Here is a 20,696-nt window from a genome sequence, read left to right on the forward strand (position 1 = left end):
TTAGCTGGGATACCCAGAAAGCCCTTGAAGGAGTTCCAACTATTGGGGGAGGAACGGGGCACAGTGTGCCGATGAATACCGATGCTGACAAATTCATATTAATGCAGTTTCAGTGCATTATTTTTGCTGCATCGCGACGCGACGTCCGCTCATGAAACACAGGAATCCGCCCATCGCGGTCAGTGCGCTCAGGGCATAAAACATGGTGGGCGCGGGCGTGTGCATCAGCAGAAAACCGCAGATCACCGGGCTCAAGGCACCGCCCAGCGCGGCCAGGTTCTGCGCGCCGTAATAGCTGCCGCGCAGCTCTTCGGGGGCCAGGGTGTCGACGAAGAGGAATTCGGCGGGGTAAATGATCATTTCGCCGAGGGTGAAGATGAACATGGCAACGCACCACGACACCAGGCTGTCGGCCAGGCTGAAACCGATCAGGCCGACGATGAACAGGCTGGTGCCACCGGCGATCCAGTAGCGCAGTTGCTCGCGCTTTAGAAAACGGCCGATCTGGTATTGCAGCAGAATCACGCTAATGGCATTGCAGGCGAGCAGGGCGGCCATGGTTTGCAGGGCACGTTTCGAATCGTGGGTCACCAGCAGGTATTGCGACAGGTACAGGGTGAAACGTCCGTGCACCACGGTGCTGAGCAGGCAACCGCAGGTGAACATGATCAGCGTGCGGTCGTTCTTCAGGGTGATCAGGGTTTTCAGAAAACTTTGTGGTTGGCCGATTGCGGGTGTCGGGGCCGCGTCCTTGGGAATCCCGATCATCAGGAAGATGCTGAAAAACGCGATACCGCCGGCTATCAGGAACGGTGCAATCGGGTACACACCGGCAATCACCACGCCGAGCATCGGCCCGGTGGCGTAGCCGATGTTGGTCAGGGTGTAGCGCAACGAAAAGGCCTTGGCGCGCTGGCCCATGGGCAGGTTTTCGCTGAGGATCGCCTTGGAGCCGATGAGGAACAGCGCCGAGGCGGTTTCGGTGATCACCAGCGTGGCCGTGGTCAGGTAGAGGTTTTCGGCGAAAGTCAGCAGGACAAAGCCGACGGCGCTGGAAAGCATCGCAAGAATCAGCAGCCGGCGCTTTTCGAGCCGGTCGATGATGTAGCCGCCGTAGAGCGCGAGCAGGGTGGCGATGAACACCGCGATGCCCAACAGCAAGCCAACGTCCTGCTGGTTGAGGCCCAGTTTGTTGCTCAGGAACAACGTCAGCAGCGGGCTGGTGATGGCGCGGCTGACGACGATGGTCAGCGAAACGATCATCAGGCGGCGGATAACAAGCGAGTAAGTGACCACGGTGGGGCAAATGTCCTTATTCAGATTTGATGATCGTTCCCACGCTCTGCGTGGGAATGCCTCACCGGACGCTCTGCGTCCGCTTGTGGGACGCGGAGCGTCCCGGGCTGCATTCCCACGCAGAGCGTGGGAACGATCAATGTCTCAACAGATTCCGATTCTTCAAGTCGCCATAACTGCTCAAGCAGCTCCTCAGCCCGCTCCCGCGGCATGACCCGCCCGGCGAGGCTGAAAAACTTCTCTTCCAGTGCCGCATCACTCAACGGATTTCCCGGCGCACCTAATGGCGGGTCGACACACAGGCTAGCCTGCCGACCGTCCACGGTCCGCAGGCTGACAACAGGCTCGCCATCCTCTGACAGTTGCGGGTCCACTTCAAGGTGAATGCGCGACATCCAGTGAGCGATGCGTGGATCGCCACGTTGCGCGTCATCATAGGCTTGCAGTCGGCAATGGCCATGCACCAGCCGGGCGGCGAGGGCATAGGGCAGGCTCATCTGCGCCGCCGCCAGTGTGCTGACATTCTGCCCGCCACACATGTCCTGAAGAAACCCGCACAGCGACACCTGAACGTCTTCGACCTGACTGGCATCCACCTGCAATTGATCCAGCAACAGGCCCAAGGCGTCGATTGCCGAGTGGGTCCCGCGACACGCGGCATAAGGCTTGATCGAGCAGCGGGCGAGTTTCCATACCACGCCCAGGTCGGCGTCCAGCGCCTCGGGCACGGCCGCGTCACCGGCCAGGGTCTTGAGAAAACCGCCCCAGACATCATCGAACAATTTTGACGGCCCGGTGATGCCTTGGCGGGCAAATCGCGCCGCCAGCAATCCGCCTTCCGCGGCACGGCCTGTGTGAAGTTTCTTGCTCTGCGAACCGTCATGAATGAAGGCCCACAGACCGCCGCTGAAGCTGCCGGCAATGCCCAACGCCGACAAGGTTTGTGGCGCATCCAGACCAAGAATCCGCGCACAAGCGGCGGCTGCGCCAAACACGCCACAGGTGGCGGTCGAATGCCAGCCAGCGCCGTTGTGGGCCGAATAGCTACCGCACGCTTCGAGCACGCGCCGGCCAATGTCGTAGCCGATGACGACGGCGGTGATCAGCTCTCGGCCATTCACCGGCCGCCCAGACATCGACACTGCGGCCATGACCGCCGGCAGCACTACCGCGCCGGAATGGTCGCAGCCACCCGTGTCGTCCAGTTCCAGCGCATGAGCGGCGACCCCGTTGAGTATTGCCGCCTGCGCGGCCCCGATCCTCAGGTCAGTGCCCCAGACCAGGGTGTTACCGGTCTCACCGGCAAATACCTGGCGGGCTTGTTGCGCCACCGCGCTCTCGGCCCCGGCCAGGGTCGCGCCGAAGGTGTCGAGGATGTGCCGTTTGGCTTGCGCCACCAGCGCCGGAGGCAGGTCTTCGAATTGCGTATCGACGCAAAACCGCGCCAGTCGCTGCATGCGTTCGGTCATAGCAGGTAATCCCGATAATGGCGCTCATACACGGATGCCGGATGATCCTCGGCGACAGGCGCCGCTGAATCCGCCCACCATTGCGCGACCTCGCCGGCCGTGGCGATCCACACGTCATCGTGTTGCTGGATGCCTTGCAGCAATTCGCGCAACACGCCAATCCGCCCTGGCGTGGCAATGATTTCCGGGTGCAGGCGCAGCACGTAGCACAGGCCGAACCGGTGAAACCCGGCAAAGTCCATTTGCAGGTTGCCCAGGGTGTGGCTGTAGGAGGCGATTCGCGATTGCGCCGGCGGCACGGCCGGGCTGAGGTTGAAGGCGAAATAGGGTTCGTCTTCCAGCTCATAGTGCAACGGCAACTCGATCACTTCCGGGGCCGTGGGATGCGCGAAGGCCAAATCATCGCCACGCCACGACGACGACCAGCGAATGCCGTGATCCCTCAAGGCTTCGATGAAGCCCGGCGCGCCGTTGCCAGCCGGAATGCGAAAGCCTGTAGGACGTACGCCGGTCAGTGCTTGCAGGGCGTCGCAGCCCTTGGCGATCTCGGCGTTTTGCTCGGCGAGGCTGAGCGTGTCGTAGTTCTGGTGGCGATAGCCCGCGCAGGCAATCTCATGTCCGCCGGCTTGAATGGATTGAAGGTGCTGTGGATTTTCCTCGGCGACGATGCCGGGAATGCACCAGCTGCTGCGAACCCCGAGCTCGGCGAACAGGTCGAGCAAACGCTCGACCCCGCGCTGGGTGCCGTAACGCCAGACCGACAGCGTCTTGTCGCGCCCGGCGACTTCCGGCGCCTGGGTCAGAATGCCGTGGATGTCGTTGTAATCGACGGTCAGAACCACGGCACAGCGGTAGCCTTTGGGCCAGACAGCGGAATCAGTCATGGTGATGCTCCTTCAGCCACCACTGGGCGACATCGCGGCAGGTGGCGAACCACACGTCATCGCGCTGGCGCATGTGTTCGAAGAGTTTTTCCAGCAGCAGGATGCGCCCCGGCTTGCCGGTGATCTTGGGGTGGAACAGGGTGGTCAGGCACAGCCCTTCATTCATGGCGCCGTCGTACTCGCGGCACCAGTTGTCCAGGGTCAGTGCGTAGCTGGCGGTGCGGTCCAGACCGGAAGGGAAGTCCGGTGCGCGGGTGTAGGCGAGGGAGGCGTAGTCGTCCATTTCCCAGCGGCCGGGGATTTCCACCAGCGGAGTGTCGAAGCCCGGGACGTTGACCAGATACGGTCGGTCGTCGCCGCGCATGCTGCTCGAATAGGTCACGCCGGCTTCCACCAGCATGGCCGGGGTTTCTGCCCGCCAATCGCCGGATGGCGTGCGAAAGCCTTCGGCGCGGATGTTCAGGTGCTTCCAGAACACCTCGCGGGACAGCTTCATCACGTCCTTTTGCTGTTCCAGCGTCAGGGCGTAAAAGGATTCGTGTTTGTAGCCGTGGTACGCCACCTCATGCCCGCGCTCGACGATCGCCTGGCACTGTTTCGGCCAGTTTTCCACGACCCAGGCGGGGACGAAAAACGTCGTCGGAATCCGGAACTCGTCGAGCAGATCAAGCAGGCGCGGCAACGCTCGATAGGGTCCGTAGCCGCCGAAGCCGAAATACTCGGGCTTGCGCCAGATCGAGCCATTGAGCATGGCATCGCCGGTGGGGCCGTCGAGGTCGAAGGCCAGGGCGAGACAGGCTTTATGCTGGTTGGGCCAGTTGGGTTGTGGCGAGGAGGACATCAGTGGTGCTCCGGTGATTCATAGACATAACGCGAAACCCTGTGGGAGCGAGCCTGCTCGCGATAGCGGTGTGTCATTAAACAAAGATGTCGACTGACACGGCCCCATCGCGAGCAGGCTCACTCCTACAGGGCAAGCATTACTTGCCGGCGTTAACGGTCACGGTTTTGATCGCGCCCAGTTCCAGGTCCCATTTCTTCAGGATGGTCTGGTACGTGCCGTCGTCGATCATGCTTTGCAGCGCGACCTTCACGGCTTCACTCAACTCAGGCTTTTTCTTGCTCACGCCAAGGCCGGTGAACTGCTGCGAGATCGGCAGGCCAACGGTTTTGTACATGTCCTTTTCCTGGGTCTTGAGGTACGGCAGGGTTTCGCTGCCCTGCATCGCGGCATCGATACGACTCTGACGCAGTTGCGCACGGGCATCGGCCGAACCTTCGGTGCCGATCACATTGATCGCAGGCTTGCCGGCGGCTTCGCAGTTGGCCTTGCTCCACTCGGCGATTTCTGCCGGGAAGGTGGTGCGGCGGCTGGTGCCGACTTTCTTGCCGCACAGGTCAGTGATCTCGTTGAAGTCCTTGTTCTTTTGCAGCGTGTAGAACTGTGGACCGCTGGTGAAGTAGTCGACGAAAGTCACGCTGGCCTGACGCTCCGCGGTGTCGGTCATGCCCGACAGCACCATGTCCACGCGGTCGGTGGTCAGCGCATTGATCATTTGCTCGAAGCCGGTTTCCTGCCATTTGATCTTCACGCCCAGACGCTCGGCCAGGGCGTTACCCAGGTCGTAATCGAGGCCGGTGAGGGTGTTGGTGGCCGGGTCCTTGAAATCCATCGGCGGGTAGTTCGGCATGATCGCGACGACGATCTCGCCCTTGGCCTTGATGCTGGCCGGCAATTCGGCGGCCATGGTGAAGCTGGAAGCCATCAGGCCTGCGAGTACTGCGGGGATAACGAAGTTCTTCATGGTCGTTCTCTTATGAGTGTTGTTACGCCAGCCGGCGCTTAGGTTCGAACGGCAGAAATGAAGCTTTGGGTGCGTGGGTTTTGCGGACTTATTAGTATTTCTTCGGGGCTTCCAGCCTCCACGATCTGCCCGCCGTCCATGAACACCATGCGGTTGGAAACCTCACGGGCGAAGCCCAGTTCATGGGTGACGACGATCATGGTCATGCCGGTTTGCGCCAGATCGCGCATCACCGACAGCACCTCACCGACCAGTTCCGGGTCGAGTGCCGAAGTGGGTTCATCGAACAGCATCAGCTTGGGTCGCATGGCCAATGCGCGAGCAATGGCGACGCGTTGTTGCTGACCACCCGAGAGTTCGATCGGGTAGCTGTTGCGCTTGTCGGCCAGGCCGACGCGGGCGAGCAGTTCCACGGCTTCTTCGGTCGCCTCTTTGGGCGAACGCTTGAGCACCTGGCACGGCCCTTCGATGATGTTTTGCAGCACCGTCATGTGCGGGAACAGGTTGAAACGCTGGAACACCATGCCGGTGGCCAGCCGCTGACGGGCAATTTGCGATTCATTGAGTTCGTGCAGTTTGTTGCCGGCGATGCGGTAACCGACCAGTTCGCCGTCGACCCAAAGGCCGCCCTTGTCGATCTTTTCCAGCTGGTTGACGCAACGCAGCAAGGTGCTTTTGCCGGACCCGGACGGGCCGATGATGCACAGCACTTCGCCTTGCTCGACTTCGATGTTGATGTCTTTGAGCGCGTGGAACTGGTCGTAATATTTGTTCAGGCTCACGGCCTTGACGATGCTTCTCATGTTGGGCTCCTCAAGAACGCTTGCCGGCGCCGCGGGCGAAACGACGCTCCAGACGACTTTGACCGAAGGACAGCACGGTGACGGTGGCCAGGTACCAGATACCGGCGACGATCAAAAGCTCCATGACCCGGGCATTGGCGTAGTAGATGTTTTGCGCGTTGTAGAGCAGTTCCGAGTACTGGATGACGCTCGCCAGGGAGGTCATTTTCACCATGCCGATGAACTCGTTGCCGACCGGCGGAATGATGATCCGCATCGCTTGCGGCAGGATGATCCGGCGCAGCGCTTGCAAGCGCGGCATGCCGATCGACTTGGCCGCTTCGTACTGACCGGTGTCGACCGAGAGCAGGCCGGCGCGCACCACTTCGGCGGTGTAGGCGCCCTGGTTGATGCTCAAGCCGAGGAGGGCGGCCACGAATGGCGTCATCAGGCTCACGGTGTCCATCTCGAACACGCCGGGAATGCCGATGGTGGGAAAGATCAGCGCCAGGTTGAACCACAACAGCAGTTGCAGGATCAGCGGTGTGCCGCGGAACAGCCAGGTGTAGGTCACCGCCACGTAGCGCAGGATCGGGTTGGCCGACATGCGCATGATTGCGGTGATCACCCCGAAGACAATGCCCAGCGCCATCGCCAGCACCGCCATGACGATGGTGTTGAGCAAGCCCCACATGATGGCCTGGGAGGTGAGGAACTGGCCGATGTATGACCATTCGATCTTGCCTTCGGCGAAGGCGCGCACCAGGCCGATGATCGCAATGACGATCAACGTGGCGAAAAAGATCCGCCCGTAGTAACGCCGTGGCACGTGATCGTACTGGGTGATATCGAACTGGTTTTCCGCCAGTTTGCGCTCCGACTGGAGTCGTTCTGCCTGAGTCTGGCTCATGTTGTTTCTCCGTAAGCGGGTGTTTCAGGTCCGACTCAATCCCTGTGGGAGCGAGCTTGCTCGCGATGGCGGCGGGTCAGTCGACATCTCTGTTGAATGTAATACCGCTATCGCGGGCAAGCCCGCTCCCACAGGTTTTGCGTACTGCTTTAGAGGCGGAACCCCTGATAGTTTTCGGTCCACGCTTGCTGGGCGGCGAGCGCGGTTTTCAGGCGGCCGATCTGTTCGCGAACCTGTTGCGGCGCCGTGCCGCCCCAACCACTGCGGGCAGCAATGGCAGCTTCCAGGGTCAGGCTGTCGCGCACCTCGGCGGTGAGGCGCGGGTCGATCTCGGCCAGCAGCGCCGGGGACGCTTCCCATAATTCGAGGTCGTGTTTCTCACAGGCCTGGACCAGCGCACCGGTGATTTCGTGAGCTTCCTTGAACGGCACGCCGCGCATGGCCAGCCAGTCGGCAACTTCGGTGGCGAGGGTGAAGCCCAATGGCGCCTGACGCCGCAGTTCTTCAACGTTGACCTTCATGGTCGCGACCATCCCGGCCATCGCCGGCAGCACCAGCAGCAGGGTGTCGACGCTGTCGAGCACGCCGTTCTTGTCTTCGCTCAAGTCGCGGTTGTACGACAGCGGCAGGGACTTGAGGGTCGACAGCAAACCGGTCAGGTTGCCTATCAGTCGGCCGGCCTTGCCACGGGCCAGTTCGGCGATGTCCGGGTTCTTCTTCTGCGGCATGATCGAACTGCCGGTGGCGTAGGCATCGTCCAGCGCGACCCAGCGGAACTGGCGCGACGACCACAGGCAAAACTCTTCGGCGAGGCGGGAGATGTTGATCCCGAGCATGCTGGCGATAAACAGGAATTCGGCGACGTGATCGCGGCTGGCCACGGCGTCGATGGAGTTTTCGCAGACGCCGCTGTAACCCATTTCCTTGGCCGACTGCTGCGGCAAGCGCGCGATGGCGGAACCGGCCATGGCCGCGGCACCCAGTGGCGACAAGGAGGTGCGCACGTCCCAGTCGACCAGGCGTTGTACGTCGCGCAGCATCGATTGGGCGTGAGCCAGCAAGTGGTGAGCGAAGACGATGGGCTGTGCTTGTTGCAGGTGAGTGAAACCGGGGCAGATGCTTTCGATGTGTTGCTCGGCCTGCTCCACCAGGGCTTGCTGCAAGGCCAGCACTTCAACGGCCAGGGTGCGCACATGATCGCGCAGGAACAGGCGCAGGTCGTTGGCCGTCTGATCGTTGCGCGAGCGGCCGGCGCGCAGTTTGCCGCCCAGTGGGCCGAGGCGTTCAGTCAGCAGGCGTTCGATAAAGGTGTGGACGTCTTCGTCGTCCAGGGTCGGCGCGATGCTGCCGGCGCGAAAGTCATCGCCGATGCGTTGCAGGGCGTCGAGCATGGTCAGGGTTTCCTGCTCGCTCAACAGTCCGGCGCGTTGCAGTTCACGGGCATGCGCCTTGGAGCCGGCCAGGTCGTAAGGGGTGAGGCGAAAGTAGCGCTCGGGGCAACGGGACAGGGCCGCCAGGGCTTCGGACGGACCGCTTTTGAAGCGAGCACCCCAGAGACGGTCGGTGGTTTGAGACATTGTTGTTTTCCTCGTCGGTAAGCGAACTGAAATCGGTGTGCCAGGGCCTGAAATCGCGCCACGAATCAATCGGGCGTGATGGGGCCAAAGCAGGTTTCAAAAGGGGCAGTTGCGAAAGGGCGAGAACTGATCGAAGTGTCAGCTTTTAATGGTTCGAAATCAGTGAGTTGGCACTGAAGTTCGGAAATTATTAGCGGTTGCCAAGCCTGGTTTTCTGTGTTCATTATTATTGGCCAGCTATGTTTTTGTTGTTGGACACAGGTTGTTGAATAGCGCGCCAGAGGTAAATAAGCATTATGGAAACCCCACTTTCCAATTCCGGAAACCCGCCACCGAAAACGGTACATCGGGCACCGTTGGCCCTCAGTGGGCTGGATTTCAAATTGCTCAAAGTATTCAAGGCGGTGGTCGAAGCGGGGGGCTTTAGTGCGGCTCAGAACGAGCTGAATGTGGGGCTGGCAGCCATCAGCAAACAGATCTCCGACCTTGAAATTCGCATTGGCATGCGCTTGTGCACCCGAGGGCGGGAAGGGTTTCACCTGACCGAAGAAGGGCGTCTTGTGTACCAGGCGTCCATCGATTTATTTGCCTCGGTCGACAACTTTCGCGATCGGCTTAGTTCGGCACAAAATGAACTTATTGGTGACTTGGGTGTGGGGGTTATCGACAATACAATTTCCGACCCTAATTCACCGTTAGTTGCAGCGCTTAGGCACATTAATGAAACGTCGCCGAAAGTAAGGTTTCAACTTCAGGCCTCACAACTGGATGAAGTGGAACGAGGCGTTGTAGAAGGTCGGTTAGTGGCCGGTATTGTCCCGGTTTATCAGAAGCGCGAAGAGTTTGATTACTATGCGCTGTATGAAGAACGTTCGGAAGTTTACTGCGCGGTCGGTCACCCGTTGTTTTCGGTGCCGGACGCTGAAATCGGCAGCCAGGTGCTCAAGGATCACGAGTGTGTGAACCACCGCTACGCGATTCATCGCGACAAGCTGAATTTTGCTCACTACGACAGTTTTTCGGCGTCAGCCACTCAGGTGGAAGCCGTGGCGCTGTTGATCAAGACCGGGCGATTCGTCGGTTTTCTGCCTCAGCATTACGCCGCCTCGATGGTGGCTCAAGGGCTGCTTCGGGCGGTGCGTCCGGACCTGATAAGCCTCGTCACGCCGTTCAATTTGATCCTGCGCCACAACACCGTGCGCAGTCCGCTGGTTAAAGCGTTTGCGCAGGCGTTGGGGGTTGATCTGAAGGCGCCGGTTTGATGATAAGCCCCGATGAGCAGACAACGATTCCCGGGGCTTGTTTTTGGCGGGTTTATGGTTTGAGCAAGTGCAGCAATATGAAGTCGTTTTTATCGAAACGCCCACTTAATGCCGGTTCCAAGTTGCCCAAGGCAGTGCCTTTCAAGGCGTTGTAATAGTGGCGGTCCATCATTAGCCATGCGGGCCCCTGAATACTCTCCAGTTCCTGTGCCGATTCGGTAAACACCGGTTGCAGGTCCTGTTCGATATTGACCATGAACTTGATCGCCTTGGCATCCTTGCCCATCCCGTGCATCACCAGCGGCGCTGGTTCTTTCTGTACGAGCGCGAAGGCGGCACGGCTAAAGGATTGGGTGTCATAAAGGCTGCGTTCGACCGGTTCGTATACCACGATGTAAACCGTCCACAATGCCAGCACCGCACACAACGCCAACACCTGTGCCTGCCATCGCGGTCTGAAAAATGTCGCCACGGCAATCGCTTGCAGCGCAACGAGAAAGATCAATATGCCGGTAATCGAAGGCAGTTCTTCGGGATAACGTCGATGGAGAACCAGCAATAGAACGCCCAACAGCACCGGCATCAGCAACCACACGGCTTGCATCAACCCGCGCAACCACGCAAACAACCGACCCTGTGCTACCTGAAAGGGATACGCCGCAATGATCGCCGCCATAGGCACCATCGGTAGCAGGTAGCGGGCTTTCTTCGCCTGGGGGATCGACAGCCCGACCATTACGATCAGCGCCGCTGCCGTGCAGTATTGCAACAAGCGCAGCTCGGGGCTCGCCTGACGTGGATTCGTCAGACAGACCGCAGCCAATGCCAGCAGAGCCAGCGGATACGCAAGCGCGTAGTTGCCGAGCGAACTGGTGAAGTAATACAGCGAACCGCTGACGCCTTCGCTACCGTCCATGCGCCCCAGGAACTGCATGCGCACCACGTCATGCATGAAGTCCGGGCCGCCGATGGCTTCCGCCAACCACAACACGGCACCGACGCACACTGTCAGCAGAAGCGCCGCTAACAGGCCGAATCCGAACAGGCGCTGCCATTGCCGATTGAGCAGGAAATAGCTGCACAACATGCCGGTTGGCACCACCAGACCGATCGGCCCACGAACGCCGAACCCCAAGAGCAGCAGGGTAAAGATCAGCAGCCAGCGACGTCGCGCGCCGAAATGATCGGCAGCGTAACCCAGATAAAACACAGCAAAAGCCACGGCGGCGAGGATCAGATCCTGGGATACCGCACGGGTTTCGGTGATGAAGGTACTCGTCAACAGCAGCATCGCGATGCTTAGCAGCGCCCAACGAGGGGAGTAGGGCGCCAGCAAACGGTACATCAGCGCGACGATCACCGCCGCCGCCAACGCGCTCGGCAACCAGGCTGTCAGGCTGTTGATGTGCCCAAAGGGCAACGACAGCAGCCAGATGAAGAGCGTTGAGACCGCCGAATAGTCAGCGTAGGGCTGGCCATAGGAAGTCGGAAAAACCGTTGGCCCATGACGCAGCATCTCTTGGGCAAACAAAATGAACCGCGAATCAAAACCGATGACTGTCTGCTGATACACCCCTGCAATGAACAACAGCAGCGCCAGCAGCCCTAGAACCAGCGACTGCCGACGAACAGGAGGCGATAGGGCGGTCAAGCGACGCCTTGTTTAGCAGGCCACTGCTGCAGAGGAATCGGCAGTTTGCGCGACTCTCCACGGCCCATCGGGAAGTACATGAAACCACTGCGTGCCAAGCGTTCGGCATCGTAGAGATTGCGCCCGTCAAAGATTACCGGTGCATTCAACCGCTCTTGGATCAGATCGAAATCCGGAGCCTTGAACTGTTGCCACTCGGTACAGATGACCAGCGCGTCAGCACCGGACAGCACCGATTCCGGAGTGCCCATCAGCATCAGCTTCGATTCGTTCGGGTACAGCTGCTGGGTCTCCTGCATGGCTTCCGGGTCGAACGCGCGCACGCTGGCGCCGGCGGCCCACAGCGATTCCAGGAGAACCCGGCTCGGCGCATCACGCATGTCGTCGGTGTTCGGTTTGAACGCCAGGCCCCACACGGCGAAGGTTTTGCCAGCCAGGTCGCCCTTGTAAAAAGCGTTGATGCGATCGAACAGCTTGTTCTTTTGCCGTTGGTTGATGGCCTCCACCGCTTGCAGCAGATCGCTGGAGCAGTGCGCTTCTTTGGCGCTATGGATCAACGCGCGCATGTCTTTGGGGAAACACGAGCCGCCATAACCGCAGCCGGGGTAGATGAAGTGGTAACCGATGCGCGAGTCGGCGCCGATGCCCAGACGCACCGATTCGATGTCGGCACCGAGGTGCTCGGCCAGTTCGGCGATCTGGTTGATGAAGCTGATCTTGGTCGCCAGCATGCAGTTGGCGGCGTACTTGGTCAGCTCGGCGCTGCGCAGGTCCATGAACATGATGCGGTCGTGGTTGCGGTTGAACGGCGAGTAGAGGTCGCGCATTACGTCGCGCACTTCATCACGTTCACAGCCAACGATGATCCGGTCTGGCCGGCGGCAATCGGCAACCGCCGAGCCTTCTTTCAGAAACTCGGGGTTGGAGACGATATCGAACTGCAGCTTTCGGTCGATTTTGACCAGGCACTTGTCCATGTGTGCCCGCAACGCGTCGCCAGTACCCACTGGCACAGTGGATTTTTCCACCAGAATCACCGGTTGCTCACGATGGCGCGCAACCGCTTCGCCTACCGAGAACACGTAGCTCAAGTCCGCCGATCCGTCCTCTTGGGACGGCGTGCCGACCGCGATAAACAGCACCTGACCATGCTGCACGGCGAGTTTTTCGTCGGTGGTGAAATGCAAGCGTTTGGCTTCCAGGCTTTCGCGAACGAGGGCAGCAAGCCCCGGTTCGAAAATGCTCACATGGCCTTGTTTCAGCAGTTCGACTTTCTTTGCGTCGATGTCCATGCAGACCACGTCGTGGCCAACCTCAGCCAGAACGGCTGCCTGCACCAGACCCACATAACCGCTTCCAAATACACTGATTTTCATGATGCACTCCTGAGTTCGGGCGCGCTAACTGGACGTGTGTTGATGGTGATGACCCCGAGCATGACCAAGGCCACCCCCAGAGTCTTAGAAAGACTGAATGTTTCGTTGAAAAACGGCAGGCTGGCGGCCAGCAGGTACACCAGCGCATAGCTGATGCTCAGCAGCGAATAGGCCCGGCCCAGCGGCAGATCACGCAGGGCGGCGAGCCAGCAGAGCATCGACATTGCATAGGCCACAATCGCGGTAAACACCACGGCGATGGCCAGTTTATCAAGGGGGGCGCTGAGCCAGGCATCGGGTGACGGCAGGTGCGTCATGCTCCAGCGCATGCCCAGCTGGGCCGCGCTCACGAGCAGCACGCTGCCCATGGCGAAGGTAATTCCACGGCGCCGGCTCATGCGTGTTGCCCCAGCAGAACGACACCACCAATGACCAGGGCTACACCCAGCCAGTGGCGACGGTCGATGGTTTCGTGAAAGACAAAACGTGCAACCAGAGTAATCAGCACGAAATTGATGCTCAGCATTGGATAGGCAATGCCGACTTCAAGGCGCTGCAGCACCAGCAACCAGACGAGCAGGCCAAATCCCAACGAGGCGAGTGCCAGCCAAAGCCAGGGCGAGCACAATTTCTCGCCCCAGCCAGACGGCTTGGCGCGCCAGCTCTCGACGGCGTACTTCTGGGCGATCTGGCCCAGACAGGTCAGCAGGCACGCGACCAGGAGCAGTAGCAGGCTCATGACGCACCTTGAGGGAAGATCAGAATGACCAGGTTGCCTTGTTCATAACGTTTGCCGTCTTTGGGCAAGAGCTCGATTTCTTGCAGTTCATCGTCACCCTTGACCCGCATCACCACGCCGACAGAACCGTTGCGACGCGCTTCGCGAATCCATTCTTGTACGCTGTCGGTGTCCACTCGTTGCTTCGAGCTATCAGGATAGGCAAGTCCGTATTTCAGCTCGCCTACCGTGTTGTACAACGCAACGTCGGGGCGTTTCAGGCGCCAGGCCAGGGCCGAAGCAGCGCCAAGATCGTTGCTCAACAATTTACCGGTCTGCGCCAGTTCGTCGACGTGATGCAGTATGAACTGGTCAGGCGTCTTGTTGGACACCACCGAATTGGGCAGCCCGGCGGGCAACAGTCCGATCAGCAGCAGGCTGCCGAATGCCGGTGCAGCCCAGCATTGCAGGGGGCGGAAGGCTTGCAGCAAGTTCGCCATGATCCAGCCGATCAGGCCGATGAATACCAATACCAGATTGTGCAATTCATGGTCGTACAGCGGCTTTTTCAGTTGCAGGTAGACCAGCGCGAGCAGGAGGGTCACGCCCAGGATCAGGTTGAGCAAACCGTTGAGTCCAATCGCCCGACCCTGTTCCAGCTTGAGCCGGTCAGCCAGCGCATTACCCAGCAGCAACGCCAATGGCAGCAGGCACGGCAGGATATAACTCGGCAGTTTTCCTTTGCTCAGGCTGAAAAACAGCAGCGGCATCAGCAGCCACAGCAACAGGAAGCCGATGTGAGCCTGCTTGCGGCTTTGCCACGCCTGCTTCAGCGCGGGAGGCAGTAACGCCACCCATGGCAAACTGAAACCGACCAGCAACGGCAGATAAAACCACCACGGCGCGTCATGCTGGGCATCGTCACCGGCAAAGCGGCGAATGTGCTCATGCCAGAAGAAGAAGCGCCAGTAATCAGGTTCTTGCGCGTGCACCGCCAGGACCCACGGCAAGCTGACCGCAATGGCCACGGCAATCCCCAGCGGACCGTAGATCAGCAGCTCACGCCAACGTTTTTGCCAGATCATCCAGGGCAGGGCGACGAGCACCGGCAGCAACCAGGCGAGAAACCCCTTGGTCATGAAACCCATGCCGCAGGCGAGTCCCAGCACCACCCAGCCGATCAAACGGTGTGTGCGGTCAGTGCTGTCCAGCGCAAACCACAACGCGACCAGACTCAGGTTGACCCAAAAGGTGAATTGAGGATCGAGATTGGCGTAACCGGCCTGAGCGGCGATCACCGTCAGACTCATGTACAGCAGCGCACAGGCAAAGCTCTTGCGCGGATCGTTCCACAGTCGACGGGCGACCAGGAAGCACAGCAATACGCTAAGGCCCATGCTCAGGGCCGAGGCGAAGCGCACACCAAACAGGTTCTGACCAAACAGCGCCTGGCTGGCGGCAATCATCCAGTAACCCGCTACCGGTTTTTCGAAATAGCGCAGGCTCATGAAATGCGGCGACACCCAGTTGCCACTCAGGAGCATGTCCTGGCTGATCTGGGCGTAGCGGGTTTCATCGGGAATCCATAAACCGTGGCTGCCCAATGGCAACAAGTAGGCCAACAGGAAAATCCCCAGCAACAGCGGTAATGCCAAGCGATTACTCATGCGTGTTGCACTCCGAGCCAGCCTTCTCGGCCATCGAGATTGCCGCGCACGACACGGCCCGTTGGCAAGGTGGCAAGGGTCTCGGGCAACAGATTGCCCAAGGGTGTAAAACGAATGTCACGCTGGCGTGCATCGGCCAGCAATTGACGGAAATCGTTAGCCATCAGAATCCCTTCTACTTCGGCATGAATAGTGTAGACGTTGAGGTTCTCTGGTTTGAATCGATCGAGAATGAACGCGTTGAAATCCTTGGCGGCCACCACTGGGCCCACCACTTCATCGAAAGTCGGCAGGTCGACCGGGATTTGCGGGGCAGCCAAACCACCCTCGGCCAGGATCGGCCGAAACAGGTTTTGGCCACGACAGTCGCTGTTATAGCGAAAGCCGAACGCCTCTTTGGCCTCTATCACCCGTTCATCCGCACGCCAACCGGCGGACGCCGAACACTCGACTTTTTGCCCGAGGATATCGCTGAGGGTATCCACGCCCATGCGGATCTGTTCGATCAGCTGCGCGTCGCTCCAGCGTCCGGCATTGGCCTGCCAGCCATGGTGATCCCAGGCGTGCAGGCCAACCTCGTGCCCGGCTGCCTGGGCCTGGCGCATCAAGTGGCCGAGGTCACGGCCAATCGGTTTGCCAGGCCAGGCCGTACCGGCCAGCAAGATGTCCCAGCCATACAGGCCCGCGGCGTTGGAACGCAACATTTTCCAGAGAAATTGCGGGCGGATGAGGCGCCATAAATGGCGCCCCATGTTGTCCGGTCCGACACTGAAGAAAAACGTTGCCTTGACCTGCGCTTCATCGAGGATTTCAAGCAGACGAGGCACCCCCTCACGGGTGCCTCGGTAAGTGTCTACATCGATTCGAAGGCCTGCCTGCATCAGCGTGATTCTTCTTTGGAGGACTCCGAGATTTCAAGCATGGCCTCACGCAGGAAGAAGTCCAGTGTATTGCCGATGGTTTCGCTCATCTCTACAGTCGGCGTCCAGCCCAGCAGGCGCTTGGCGTTGGCGACGCTCGGTTTGCGGTGGGACACGTCCTGATAGCCGGTGCCGTAGAACGCTTTGCTTTCTACATCGCGGAAGCCGGCGAACGGCGGGAAGTTGTCGCGCAATGGGTGAGCTTCGAACTGACGCAGCAGCTCTTCGCCCAACTGACGAATGCTGGCTTCGTTGTCCGGGTTACCGATGTTGATGATCTGGCCGTTGCAGGCATCGTTATCGTTGTCGATGATCCGTGCCAGTGCTTCAACGCCGTCGGCGATGTCAGTAAAGCAGCGTTTTTGTTCACCGCCGTCGAACAAGCGGATCGGCGTGCCTTCCACCAGGTTCAGGATCAATTGAGTGATCGCACGCGAGCTGCCGATACGCGCCGAGTCCAGACGGTCCAGGCGTGGCCCCATCCAGTTGAACGGACGGAACAGGGTGAAGTTCAGGCCTTTCTGGCCATAGGCCCAGATGACCCGGTCAAGCAGTTGCTTGGAGACCGAGTAGATCCAGCGCTGCTTGTTGATCGGACCGACGATGAGGTTGGAGGTGTCTTCGTCGAAGTTCTGATCCTGGCACATGCCATAGACTTCGGAAGTCGACGGGAAGATCACGCGCTTGTTGTACTTGACGCAGTAACGAACCAGCTTCAGGTTCTCTTCGAAGTCGAGCTCGAACACGCGCAGCGGGTTACGGGTGTATTCGATCGGGGTGGCAATGGCCACCAGCGGCAGAACCACGTCGCACTTCTTGATGTGGTATTCGATCCACTCGGAGTGAATGCTGATGTCGCCTTCGACGAAGTGGAAGCGCGGGTGTTTACGCAGACGCTCGATGGCGTCCGAACCGATGTCCAGGCCGTACACTTCGTAGCGGTCGTCACGCAGCAGACGCTCGGACAAGTGATTGCCGATGAAGCCGTTCACACCGAGGATCAGTACTCGGGTGCGACGCGGGCCGCGGCCGGACTCGGCGCCGCGCAGCATGGAGCCGTCGACCAGGCCCAGTTCGTTGGACAGTTGCGGGCCACTCAGGTACAAGCCGGTTTCGTTGCGCTGGCCGGAGGTGATTACCAGCGAATCTTCGCCACACGCGATGCGCAGTGGATCGACGCTGATGACTCGTCCTGGTTTCTGACCTTCATTGCCCTTGGCGACTTCTGCGCTCCAGACAATCAGTTTGTGTTCGCCCACGTCGCAGAACGCGCCCGGGTAAGGTTGGGTGACAGCACGGACCAGGTTGAACAGTTCTTCAGCCGGGCGTTTCCATTCGATCTTGCCGTCGGCAGCGGTGCGGCGGCCGAACACGGTGGCTTTGGATTCGTCCTGCGGCGTTTCGACAGCTTTGCCGGCAAGCAGCTGAGGCAGGGTGTCGTGCAGCAGGTCGGAGGCGGCCTGGCGCAATTTTCCGTGCAGGGTCAGTGCGGTGTCGCTGCGCTCGATCGCAACTTTTTTCTGGGCCAGGATTGCGCCAGCGTCGGCGCGCTTGACCATGCGGTGCAAGGTCACGCCGGTTTCGGTTTCACCATTGACCAGCACCCAGTTGGCCGGTGCGCGACCGCGATAGCGCGGCAGCAACGAACCGTGCAGGTTGAATGCGCCTTTGCTGGCCGTGGCCAACAGCGGTTCGCCCAACAGGTTGCGGTAGTAGAAAGAAAACAGATATTCAGGATTGAGTTTGCTGATGCGCTCGATCCACAGTGGATGGTTGGCGTCTTCCGGTGCATGCACCGGGATGCCTTTGCGCGCGCACAGTTGCGCTACAGAGCCGTAAAAGGCGTTTTCCTTCGGATCATCGGCATGGGTAAACACCGCGGCGATGTCGAAACCCGAGTCGAGCAAGGATTCGATGCCGGCACAGCCAATATCGTGATAGGCGAAGACAACAGCTTTTGCGCTCATGAGAGAACCTGATCTGAAGAAGTGGAAGTGAGGCCGTCAACAGTGACAACGGAAACTGGCGTGGCAGGTTGGCTACGCAGAACTTTTTCGATGAAGAAACGTGGGCGTGCGCGGACATCGCTGTACATGCGGCCCAGGTATTCACCCAACAGTCCCATGCCGATAAATTGCCCGCCGGTGAACACGAACAACACGGCGAACAGCACGAACGTGCCGTGGCCTGCCCAGCTGGCGCCGAAGGCCAGGCGCAGGACAATCAGCGCGGTGGCAAACAACACGCCGAGTGCTGCCATGGCGAAGCCGACAATGCTCAGCAGCCGCAACGGCGTGGTGGTCATGCACGTGATCAGGTCGAACATCAGGTTGACCAGACGCATCGGGCTGTACTTGGACTCGCCGTGCTCGCGCTCGGCGTGCATCACCAGGATTTCCGTGGTGTGCCGGGCGAAACTGTTGGCCAGAATCGGGATGAACGTGCTGCGCTCACGGCAGGCGAGCATGGCGTCGACGATGGTCCGACGATAGGCCCTCAGCATGCAGCCGTAGTCGCTCATTGCAACGCCGGTGGAGCGCTGCACGGCGAGGTTGATCAGCTTCGAAGGCCAGCGGCGCATGGCCGAATCCTGGCGATTGCTGCGGACCGTGGCGACGACGTCGTAACCGAGTTCGGCCTGGGCGACCAGGCGCGGAATTTCTTCCGGAGGGTTCTGCAGGTCGGCGTCGAGCGTGATGACTACGTCGCCTTTGCACTGTTCGAAACCGGCCATGATTGCGGCGTGCTGGCCGTAGTTGCGGTTGAGAATGACCGCGACCACCTTGCTGGACTCACGCTGGGCGGCTTCTTCAAGGATTTGCGCGGAGTCGTCGCGGCTACCGTCATCGACCAGGACGATTTCATAGTCATGGTTCAGTTGCTCGCATGCCGCTTCGGTGCGTCGCAGCAACTCCGGCAGGCTGTCTTGCTCGTTGTAGACCGGGATGACGATCGACACGCAATGGATCGGATACGGTTTCACAGGCGTGTGTCCAGTGTGTTTTCAATGGCATCGACGACACGGTTGACATCGTCGGTGGTCATGTCGGGGAATAACGGAATCGAGCACAGACGCGCCGAGTTCCATTCGGTGTTGGGGAGATAGATGTCAGGAAAGCGCTGACGGTAGTAGGTGTGCAAGTGCGTTGCGATGAAATGAATGCCGGTGCCGATGTTCTGCTCCTGCAAGGCCTTCATGAAGGCTTCGCGATCCAGACCGCAGCGCTCGGCGTCAATGCGCAGGATGAACAGGTGCCAGGCGTGTTGCTGCGGGTAGGTCGGCATGACCAACGGCAGTGCCTTGGAGCCTTCCAGACGTTTCAGGTAGGTCTGGGCCAGTTCGGTACGCTTGGCGTTGATCTCGTCAAGGCGCTTGAGTTGTACCAGGGCAATGGCGGCGTTGATATCGGCCAGGTTGTATTTGAAACCCGGCTCAATCACTTGTGCTTGAGGTTTTCTGCCATGGGTCAGGCGGTCGTAGGCATCAACGCCGAGGCCGTGAAACTTGAGCATGCGCACTCGATTGGCGAGGGCTTCATCGTCACTGACGAACATCGCGCCTTCGGCGCAGGTCATGTTCTTGATCGCGTGGAACGAGAAAATTGCGGTGCCTTGGGCGCCGACATGGCGACCTTTGTAGAGGGTGCCGGCTGCATGGGCGGCGTCTTCGATAACCGTAATGCCGTGCTTGTCGGCCAGCGCGTAAAGCGGGTCCAGATCAAATGCGGCACCCGCGTAATGCACCGGAATGATTGCCTTGGTGCGCGGGGTGATGGCCGCTTCGATGCTGGCCACGTCGCTCATCAGCGTGTCGCGGTCAACGTCGACGAATACGGGTGTGGCGCCCAGCAGGCAAATCATGTTGGCAGTGGACACCCAGGTCTGGGACGGTGTGATGACTTCATCCCCTGGACCGATTCCCAGCGCCAGCAACGTGATATGCATCGCGCCAGTGGCCGAGGAAAGTGCCACGGCGTGACGGCAGCCCACGTAATGAGCAAATTGCTCTTCCAGTTCCTGGTTTTTCGGCCCGGTCGTGATCCAGCCAGAGCGCAATACTTGCTCTACGGCGGCAATTTCTTCATCGCCGATACTCGGGCGGGAGAAGGGGAGAAAAGCCTGACTCATTGGCACCTCGGGGTTGAAAAAATTACGGACGTTCAGCGCTGATTCGTTGGATCCAACGAAAGCTTAGACTAAAAATCAGCGCTGCATCAATTACTTGTATCAGCATCGCGATGCGCGACCTCAATTGACTTTTGTCGTTTGTGTCGGCAGTTTGGGCGAGGAGCAGACTTTTTCCAGATCAATCAAGGTTATGCCAGATTTTGTGAAAGGAACATGAAAAGCCGGTCGAGTAATCGTTTATCTGGAAGTCA

18 protein-coding genes are annotated in these 20,696 nt (G+C 59.6%); 1 reads left to right on the forward strand and 17 read right to left on the reverse strand.

The annotated features are described in order from the left end of the window. Nucleotides 1-117 precede the first annotated feature (117 nt). The 8 genes from ACM6I0_RS09720 to argH form a co-directional block, all read right to left on the reverse strand. Entirely contained in the window at nucleotides 118-1,296 is a 1,179-nt protein-coding gene (locus ACM6I0_RS09720) for an MFS transporter (RefSeq protein WP_414922131.1), read from the reverse strand. Nucleotides 1,297-1,316: 20 nt separating this feature from the next. Beyond that, a complete protein-coding gene (locus tag ACM6I0_RS09725) occupies nucleotides 1,317-2,765 on the reverse strand; it encodes an MmgE/PrpD family protein (RefSeq protein WP_414922132.1) in 1,449 nt (482 codons plus the stop codon). Next, nucleotides 2,762-3,649, reverse strand: coding sequence for a polysaccharide deacetylase family protein (locus ACM6I0_RS09730; protein WP_414922133.1), 888 nt, complete (start codon nucleotides 3,647-3,649; stop codon nucleotides 2,762-2,764). The genes ACM6I0_RS09725 and ACM6I0_RS09730 overlap by 4 nt, the downstream gene beginning before the upstream one ends. Further along, the gene (locus ACM6I0_RS09735) at nucleotides 3,642-4,490 is read right to left on the reverse strand and encodes a polysaccharide deacetylase family protein (RefSeq protein ID WP_414922134.1); all 849 of its coding nucleotides are present in this window, start codon (nucleotides 4,488-4,490) and stop codon (nucleotides 3,642-3,644) included. The genes ACM6I0_RS09730 and ACM6I0_RS09735 overlap by 8 nt, the downstream gene beginning before the upstream one ends. A 139-nt stretch (nucleotides 4,491-4,629) precedes the next feature. Continuing rightward, on the reverse strand, nucleotides 4,630-5,454 hold the full coding sequence (locus tag ACM6I0_RS09740) for an ABC transporter substrate-binding protein (RefSeq protein WP_285434141.1): 825 nt from the start codon (nucleotides 5,452-5,454) through the stop codon (nucleotides 4,630-4,632). A 38-nt stretch (nucleotides 5,455-5,492) separates the two neighbouring features. Continuing rightward, the gene (locus ACM6I0_RS09745) at nucleotides 5,493-6,257 is read right to left on the reverse strand and encodes an amino acid ABC transporter ATP-binding protein (RefSeq protein ID WP_208668100.1); all 765 of its coding nucleotides are present in this window, start codon (nucleotides 6,255-6,257) and stop codon (nucleotides 5,493-5,495) included. A 10-nt stretch (nucleotides 6,258-6,267) separates the two neighbouring features. Beyond that, complete coding sequence (locus ACM6I0_RS09750; protein ID WP_285434142.1) at nucleotides 6,268-7,146, reverse strand: amino acid ABC transporter permease; 879 nt, start codon at nucleotides 7,144-7,146, stop codon at nucleotides 6,268-6,270. Between the two features lie 149 nt (nucleotides 7,147-7,295). Next, the gene (gene argH / locus ACM6I0_RS09755; protein ID WP_414922135.1) at nucleotides 7,296-8,723 is read right to left on the reverse strand and encodes an argininosuccinate lyase; all 1,428 of its coding nucleotides are present in this window, start codon (nucleotides 8,721-8,723) and stop codon (nucleotides 7,296-7,298) included. Between the two features lie 296 nt (nucleotides 8,724-9,019). On the opposite strand from argH, the gene ACM6I0_RS09760 reads away from it, so the two are divergent. Further along, the gene (locus ACM6I0_RS09760; RefSeq protein ID WP_285434144.1) at nucleotides 9,020-9,985 is read left to right on the forward strand and encodes a LysR family transcriptional regulator; all 966 of its coding nucleotides are present in this window, start codon (nucleotides 9,020-9,022) and stop codon (nucleotides 9,983-9,985) included. Between the two features lie 52 nt (nucleotides 9,986-10,037). Here the strand turns inward: ACM6I0_RS09760 and ACM6I0_RS09765 are convergent, their stop codons facing one another. The 9 genes from ACM6I0_RS09765 to arnB are packed head-to-tail and all read right to left on the reverse strand — an operon-like array spanning nucleotide 10,038 to nucleotide 20,445. Further along, a complete protein-coding gene (locus ACM6I0_RS09765; RefSeq protein ID WP_414922136.1) occupies nucleotides 10,038-11,636 on the reverse strand; it encodes an ArnT family glycosyltransferase in 1,599 nt (532 codons plus the stop codon). After that, entirely contained in the window at nucleotides 11,633-13,012 is a 1,380-nt protein-coding gene (locus ACM6I0_RS09770; RefSeq protein ID WP_414922137.1) for a UDP-glucose dehydrogenase family protein, read from the reverse strand. Before ACM6I0_RS09770 ends, ACM6I0_RS09765 begins: the two co-directional genes overlap by 4 nt. Continuing rightward, nucleotides 13,009-13,410, reverse strand: a complete 402-nt coding sequence (arnF, locus tag ACM6I0_RS09775; RefSeq protein WP_285434148.1) for a 4-amino-4-deoxy-L-arabinose-phosphoundecaprenol flippase subunit ArnF — start codon at nucleotides 13,408-13,410, stop codon at nucleotides 13,009-13,011. Before arnF ends, ACM6I0_RS09770 begins: the two co-directional genes overlap by 4 nt. After that, nucleotides 13,407-13,751, reverse strand: coding sequence for a 4-amino-4-deoxy-L-arabinose-phosphoundecaprenol flippase subunit ArnE (gene arnE, locus ACM6I0_RS09780; RefSeq protein ID WP_414922138.1), 345 nt, complete (start codon nucleotides 13,749-13,751; stop codon nucleotides 13,407-13,409). Before arnE ends, arnF begins: the two co-directional genes overlap by 4 nt. Then, complete coding sequence (gene arnT, locus ACM6I0_RS09785) at nucleotides 13,748-15,397, reverse strand: lipid IV(A) 4-amino-4-deoxy-L-arabinosyltransferase (protein WP_414922139.1); 1,650 nt, start codon at nucleotides 15,395-15,397, stop codon at nucleotides 13,748-13,750. The genes arnE and arnT overlap by 4 nt, the downstream gene beginning before the upstream one ends. Next, nucleotides 15,394-16,278, reverse strand: a complete 885-nt coding sequence (arnD, locus tag ACM6I0_RS09790) for a 4-deoxy-4-formamido-L-arabinose-phosphoundecaprenol deformylase (protein ID WP_414922140.1) — start codon at nucleotides 16,276-16,278, stop codon at nucleotides 15,394-15,396. Before arnD ends, arnT begins: the two co-directional genes overlap by 4 nt. Then, nucleotides 16,278-18,284, reverse strand: coding sequence for a bifunctional UDP-4-amino-4-deoxy-L-arabinose formyltransferase/UDP-glucuronic acid oxidase ArnA (gene arnA, locus ACM6I0_RS09795; protein WP_414922141.1), 2,007 nt, complete (start codon nucleotides 18,282-18,284; stop codon nucleotides 16,278-16,280). The genes arnD and arnA overlap by 1 nt, the downstream gene beginning before the upstream one ends. Next, the gene (gene arnC / locus ACM6I0_RS09800) at nucleotides 18,281-19,300 is read right to left on the reverse strand and encodes an undecaprenyl-phosphate 4-deoxy-4-formamido-L-arabinose transferase (protein WP_414922142.1); all 1,020 of its coding nucleotides are present in this window, start codon (nucleotides 19,298-19,300) and stop codon (nucleotides 18,281-18,283) included. Before arnC ends, arnA begins: the two co-directional genes overlap by 4 nt. After that, on the reverse strand, nucleotides 19,297-20,445 hold the full coding sequence (gene arnB / locus ACM6I0_RS09805) for a UDP-4-amino-4-deoxy-L-arabinose aminotransferase (protein WP_414922143.1): 1,149 nt from the start codon (nucleotides 20,443-20,445) through the stop codon (nucleotides 19,297-19,299). Before arnB ends, arnC begins: the two co-directional genes overlap by 4 nt. Nucleotides 20,446-20,696: the final 251 nt, after the last annotated feature.

Origin of the sequence: Pseudomonas sp. IT-P294, from assembly GCF_949767865.1 — a bacterium.
In the GTDB taxonomy this organism is placed as follows: domain Bacteria; phylum Pseudomonadota; class Gammaproteobacteria; order Pseudomonadales; family Pseudomonadaceae; genus Aquipseudomonas.